This window comes from Massilia sp. Root335, assembly GCF_001425685.1.
Lineage (GTDB): Bacteria > Pseudomonadota > Gammaproteobacteria > Burkholderiales > Burkholderiaceae_D > Telluria > Telluria luteola.
On sequence record NZ_LMCY01000028.1, the window covers coordinates 105,333 to 111,848 of the forward strand.

At 73.2% G+C, this 6,516-nt stretch carries 4 protein-coding genes; all 4 read right to left on the reverse strand.

What is annotated here, in order from left to right:
• Positions 1–28 precede the first annotated feature (28 nt).
• Positions 29–1,489, reverse strand: coding sequence for an efflux transporter outer membrane subunit (locus ASC93_RS16270; protein WP_056444225.1), 1,461 nt, complete (start codon positions 1,487–1,489; stop codon positions 29–31).
• Between the two features lie 17 nt (positions 1,490–1,506).
• A complete protein-coding gene (locus ASC93_RS16275; protein WP_056444227.1) occupies positions 1,507–3,036 on the reverse strand; it encodes an MDR family MFS transporter in 1,530 nt (509 codons plus the stop codon).
• Complete coding sequence (locus ASC93_RS16280) at positions 3,033–4,205, reverse strand: HlyD family secretion protein (RefSeq protein ID WP_056444232.1); 1,173 nt, start codon at positions 4,203–4,205, stop codon at positions 3,033–3,035. Before ASC93_RS16280 ends, ASC93_RS16275 begins: the two co-directional genes overlap by 4 nt.
• Before the next feature lie 173 nt (positions 4,206–4,378).
• The coding region (locus tag ASC93_RS16285) for a hypothetical protein (protein ID WP_200958348.1) at positions 4,379–6,516 on the reverse strand (2,138 nt) is incomplete at its 5' end.

A 6,516-nucleotide genomic window follows, 5' to 3' on the forward strand; every position in this document is an offset into this window, starting at 1 on the left:
ATATTTCGCGTTCGTCAAGGATCCGCTGCTACGGCGCGGCCGCGGTCCAGCCGAGGCCCAGCGCCTTTTGCAGCGCGATGAAGTCGCTGGTCAATGCCGCGCGGGCGGCGGCCAGGTTCTGGTCGGCGGCAAGCAGCTGGCGTTCGGTGTCCAGCACGTCGATGAGGCTCGCCGTGCCTGCGCGCCGGCGTGCCTGCGTCAGCGTCGCCGCCTGCGCGGCCGCGGCGCGGGCGCGCGCGACGGTCGCCACCGTCGTGCGGCCCTGGCGGAAGCGCGCCAGCGCATCCTCGGCGTCGCGCAGTGCATCCAGCACGGCCGCGCGGTACTGCGCTTCGGCCTCCGCGCGCACGCCCTCGGCCTGGTCGACGCGCTCTCCGTTGCGGCCGAAGTCGAGGACATTCCAGGTCAGCCGCGGCGCGGCGATGGCCGAGTAATCGTCCAGGCGCGCCAGGTCGGACAGGTGGGTGCCGCCGATGCCGATCAGGCCGAGCAGGGTCAGATGCGGAAACCGCGCCGCCTCCGCCTGGCCCACCTGGGCCGTGCGCGCGGCCAGCGTGCGTTCGGCCGCGCGGATGTCGGGCCGGCGGCGCAGCAGGCCGGCCGGATCGCCGACGGGGACGCTGGCCGGCGGCAGCGGCACGGCATCCACCGTGGCGGGACCGGCGGCGGCCAGCGCGCCGTCGAGCGCGCCCGGCGCCGCGCCGGCCAGCACGGCCAGCGCGTCGCGGCTGGCGTCCAGTTGGGCGGCGAGCGGTTCGGCCTCGGCCCGCGTCGCTTCCAGTTGTCCCTGCAGCCGCACGAGGTCCAGCGTCGACGCCGTGCCGCCCTGCACGCGCCGCCGGGTCAGGTCGACGATGCGCTGCTGGCGCGCGACGGCGGCGCCGGCCAGCGCCATGCGGGCCTGCGTGGCGCGCAGTTGCACGTAGGCCTGCGCCACTTCGGCCGCGAGGCTCACCTGCGCATCGGCGAGGCCCGCCTCGGCCGCCTGCGCGCTCGCCGCTGCCGCCTCGGTGGCGCGGCGCTGGCCGCCGAACAGGTCGATTTCCCAACTGGCGTCGAAGCCGACGCTGTACAGGGTCAGCGACGGCGGGAGCTGGAAGCCGCCGCCGCTTCCGCTTCCGCCCGGCCTGGCGCCCGCCGGCGGCAGCCGCGCGTGGGCGGCGAGCGCCGTGGCCGTGCCGTTCGGGAGCGTGTCCGCGTGCGCGCCGCGCAGGGCCGCGCGCGCCTGGCGCAGGCGCACACGCGCGACGTCGAGATTCGGGTTCGCGCGCAACGCCTGTTCTTCCAGGCGGTCGAGGGCCGGGTCGCCCAGCGCCGTCCACCAGCGCGACGGCGCGGCGCCGGGGGTCGCGCCGGCCTGGCCGCCGGCGCGCGCGAACGCGGCGGCCGGCGGGGCGGCGGGCGGGCCCGCATAGTCGGGGCCCACGGTACGGCAGCCGCCCAGCAGCGCCGCGGCGATGGGAAGGACGAGAACGATGTGTCGTCGCATGCGGGGCTCCGGCGGCGTCAATGGCCCGCGATGGGCGCGCCCGTGTTCAGCGGGCGCAGGAACAGCACGAGCGGGATCACGCAGGCGATGAACACGGCCAGGATCCAGAACAGGTCGATGTAGGTCATCGTCAGCGCCTCCAGGCGGATCGTGCCGGCGAGGCTGCGCAGCGCCTGCGGCATGCCGCCCAGGCCGTGCGCCTGCGCGGCGAGATAGTCGCCGACGGCCACGCGGTTGGCGTCCAGGGTCTCTTCCAGCCGGCGCGAATGCAGCCACAGGCGCCGGTCCTGGATGACGGCGATGCCGGCCAGCGCGAGCGAGCCGCCCAGGTTGCGGGCCGCGTTGAACAGGCCGGCCGCGTCGCTCGCGTGGTCGCGCGTGACGGACTGGATCGCGGCCTGGTTCAGGAACACCATCGCGAAGATCGTGCCGACCCCGCGCAACAGTTGCGAGAACACGAACTGGGCGCCGGCCGCCTGCGCCGTCAGGTCGGTCTCGTGCCATGCGCTGAATGCCAGCACGGACAGGCCGAAGCCGACGGCCAGGCGGATGTCGACCCAGCGGATCAGCAGCGGCACGAGCGGCATCATCAGCAGCGCCGGCAGCCCGCCGAGGGCGACGATCTTCCCCGCCTGCAGCGCGTTGTAGTCGGCGATGGCGGCGAGGAACTGCGGGATCACGTACGAGGTCCCGTAGATGACCATGCCCACCGTGATGCCCATGACGACGACGCTGCCGAACTGGCGGTCGAGCAGCAGCCGCAGCTGGATCACGGGACGCCGCGCCGTCAGCTGCCCGATCATCATCAGCACGAAGCCTGCGAACGACAGGATGCTGATCCAGACGATCGAAGGCGACGAGAACCACTGTTCGCGCTCGCCTTCTTCCAGCACCACCGTGAGCCCGCCGAGGAAGGCGGCGAGGCCGAGGATGCCGAGCCAGTCGGCGTCGGCCAGCATGTCCAGGCGCGCCGGTTCGTGGCGCAGGCCGACGAGCAGCAGCACGACGAGGCCGATGCAGATCGGGACGTTGAGGAAGAACGCGTAGTGCCAGCTGAGGTTTTCCGTGAGCCAGCCGCCGATCAGCGGCCCGACGACGGGGCCGAGGATGGCGGTGGCGCCGAACATCGCGGTGCCGATCGGCTGCTGGCTGCGCGGCAGGCGCGTCGCGATGATGGTCTGCGCCGTCGGGATCATCGCGCCGCCCGTGATGCCCTGGCCCACGCGGCCGGCGATCATCATGGCCAGCGACGTCGACAGGCCGCACATCACGGAAAACGCCGTGAACAGCGCGGCCACCGCGAGCAGGAAGGTGCGCAGGCCGAACACGCGTTCGAGCCAGCCGGACAGGGGAATCATCACGATCTCGGCGACGAGGTAGCCGGTGGCGATCCACGTGCCTTCCGTGCCGCTGGCGCCGATCTCGCCCTGGATCGTGGGCAGCGACGAATTCACGATCGAGATGTCCAGCGTGGCCATCAGCGCGCCGAGGGTGCCGGCGGCCACGGCGAGCCAGGCGGCGGCGTCGGCCCGCTGCGCGCCGCTCATCGGCGGTCCTCGCGCCGTTGGTGCTCCTTCTCGTCCTTGCGTACGTCCTTGATGGCATCCTTGTCGTCGCTGGTGTCGACGGTGACCTTGACGGACAGCCCCGGCACGAGCACCTGCCGCACCTCGGGACTGGCGTCGAGCGCGATGCGCACGGGGATGCGCTGGACGATTTTCGTGAAATTGCCGGTGGCGTTTTGCGGCGGCAGCAGCGAGAACTGGGCGCCGGTGCCGGGCGCCATGCTGTCCACGCGGCCGCGCAGCTTCACGTGCGGCAGTGCGTCGACCTTGATCTCGGCCGGCTGGCCCACGCGCATGCGGCCGATCTGCGTTTCCTTGTAATTCGCCGTGATGTACAGGCTGGCCACGGGGACGAGCGTCATCAGCCGCGCGCCCGGTTGCACGAACTGGCCCAGGCGCACGGTGGCGTCGCCGATGCGGCCCGCGATGCTGGCGGCGACCGTCGTCGCCTGCAGGTTCACGCCGGCCGCCTTCAGCTGGGCCGCCGCCGCTTCGCCCTGCGCCTCGGCCTGGCGCACCTGGGCGCGCAGCGATGCGATGCGCTTTTCCGCGTTGGCCAGGGCGGCGCGCTGCGCGGCCACCTGGTCGGCGGCCTGGGCGGCCTGGTTGCGCCGGTCGGCCAGCGCCTGCGCGTTTTCCGCCCCGATCGCGACGAGCGGCGCATAGCGCTGCGCCTCGCCCGCGGCGAACGTGGCCGCCTGGCGCGCGGCCGCCAGTTGGGCGCGCGCGGCCGCGACGCTGGATTCCTGCTCGGCGATCTGGGCGCGCACGGCGTCCGCGTTGGCCCTGGCGATGTCGACCTGGGCCCGGAACTGCTCGGCCTGGGCGTTGTAGTCGCGCGGGTCGATGCGCACGAGGGGCTGGCCGGCCGCGACGTCCTGGTTCTCGCGCACGAGGACGGCGTCGACATAGCCGCCGACCTTGGGCGACACCGTCACCGCGTCGGCCTGGAGGTACGCGTCGTCGGTCGTCTCGTGGTACTTGCCGACCAGCGCGTGGTAGGCGTACCAGCCCGCTCCGGCCAGCAGCAGGACGCCGCCGCCGGCGATCAGCGCGGTGCGGATCTTGCGCTTCTTTTCGGGCGAGACCTTTGGTTTGCCGTCGTCGTTCTCGTCCTTGTCCTCGCCGGGCGCGGGCTGCTCGTCGGTCATGTCCGCCTTTCCGTCACGACGGCACCCGGCCCGCGTGCCGCGCGCAGGCGGGTGCCGTATCTTGCGGACAATGGTTCTCGCCGGCCATGGAACTGAAACGATTGTTTGGTCAAACAACAATCGTACACATCCTGAACAGCCCGCGCTTTTCATTTGTGCGCGGAAACGGAACCCTACTGCAGGATGCGCACCAGCGCGCCCTCGCTCATCACGTAGACGGTGCCGTCGGGCGCGGTCGTGATGGCATCGATCGGCCCGAGGCTGCCCGGCGTGCCGGCGCGCACGCCGACGGCGCCCGGATTGCCCGCGACGACGGTCTCGATGCCGGCCGGCGTGATCTTGCGCACCGAGTACAGCTCCGCCCCCTCGCGCAGCGCGAGGTACAGGTTGCCGCCGCGGTCGGCCGTCATCCCGGTGATCTGCTCGTCGATGCCGCGCGACCGGCGCACGACGGCGCGCGTGCCGTCGGCGGCGATCCTGACCACGTTCCGGTCCGCATCGAGGCCCCAGCGCGTGCCGCCCTTGCCCCAGTACACGATGCCGACGGCGTCGTCGGCCAGGGTGGTGACCGTGCCGTCCGGCGCGATCTTCCGGTGATAGACCTTGACGCCCACGTCGGTCATCGGGCCGTACACCGTGTCCGTGAGCCAGATGTTGCCGAGCCCGTCCTCCACCAGCCGCTGCGGTGTCGTGAAGCTTGCCTTCGCCCCCACGCCGTCCGCGACGCCCGCGACCCCGGCCTGGCCGGCGATGAAATGGGACACGCCCGCCGCGTCGATCCGCGAGATGACGCCGTTCGACACCGCCAGCACGCTGCCGTCGACGGCCTCGCTGGTCGGGTAGTAGCTGGTCGCGCGATTCCCGGGCGGCAGGGACAGCGTGGTGACGGCGCCGCCCGGGGTCACTTTGCGGACGCGGTCGACTTCGCCCACGTAGATATTGCCCTGGGCGTCGGTGGCCAGTTCGTAGTGCGCGTCGGCCGCGAGGGCCGGCGTCAGCGCGAACTGCGCCGAGGCCCCGGTCGCGTCGACGTTGGCCTGGGCGGCGGCACGCCCGGCGAACACGGTCACGGCGCCGGTGGGCGCGATGCGGCGGATGACCTGGCTGCTGTCGTCGCCCACGTACAGGTTGCCGGCTGCGTCGGCCACGAGGTTGGTGTAATAGGTGCCGCTCGATCCGGAGGCGGGCAGCGTGGCCAGGGTCGTCACCGTGCCGTCCGGCGCGATCTTGCGGATCCGCGGCGGGTAATCGGACTCTCGCTCGTAGGCGTTGCCGGCCCCGTCGACCGCAAGGGTCCAGCCGCCCAGGTACGCGGTGCCGCCGTCGGCGAAGACGAGCCTGGGCGTCGTCACGACGCCGGCCGCCGACACCCTGCGCAGTACGCCGTTGTCGATCAGCGTCAGATTGCCGGCGCGGTCGGCCGCGATCGCACCGATCTGCTGGAATGCCGCCTGGGCGCCGGTGCCGTCGTTCATGTCGCCGCCGCCGCCGCCCGCCAGGGTGACGACGGTGCCGTTTGGCGCGACCCTGCGGATCGTCTTGCCGCCGTCGTTGACGTACAGGTTGCCGGCGGCGTCCATCGGGAGGCCGCGCGCGTCGGTGAAACGCGCGCTCGCGCCGGGTCCGTCCGCGTTCCCCGCCTGGTCGGCGGCACCGGCGAACAGCGTGCGGGTGCCGTCCGGCGCCGTGCGGTAGATCGCCGTGGCCGTCCCGGTCGGCCGGGCCGCATCGTAGAGATTGCCGGCGGGGTCGACGGCGATGGCGAGGGCCTCGAGCAGCGCCGGGTTCCGCACCAGCGTGGCGATCGCGCCGGTCGCGAGGTCGATCGCACGCACGCCCGGCGTGAAGGGAGAGAGGGCGACGGCGTCGACGAGGTACAGTGCCCCCGACGGCTGGATGGCGAGGACGCCGGGCAGCGCCAGGCGGCCGTCCGTGCCGTCGAGGGTGCCGGGCCCGCCGGGCGTGCCGGCGACCAGCGCCAGCCCTTTCGGCACCGACACGCTCAGCACCGCCGCGGTACTGGCCGTGCTGCCGCGCGGCCCGGTCGCGACGGCCGTGAATGTGCTGCCGTTGTCGGCGGCCTGTGGATGGGCCAGCGTGTACGTCAGACCGGTGGCGCCCGGGATGTCCTTGCCGTCGCGCTGCCACTGGTAGCTCACGGTCGTGCTGTCGGCGGCGACGGCGAAGGTGGCGGCCTGGCCCGCGACGACCGATTGCGGGACCGGCTGCGACGTGATCGCCGGACCGGCCGCGGCGGGTGGGGCGGGCGTCGACCCGCCCGTGTTCCCGCCGCCGCCCGCCGCGGGGGCGC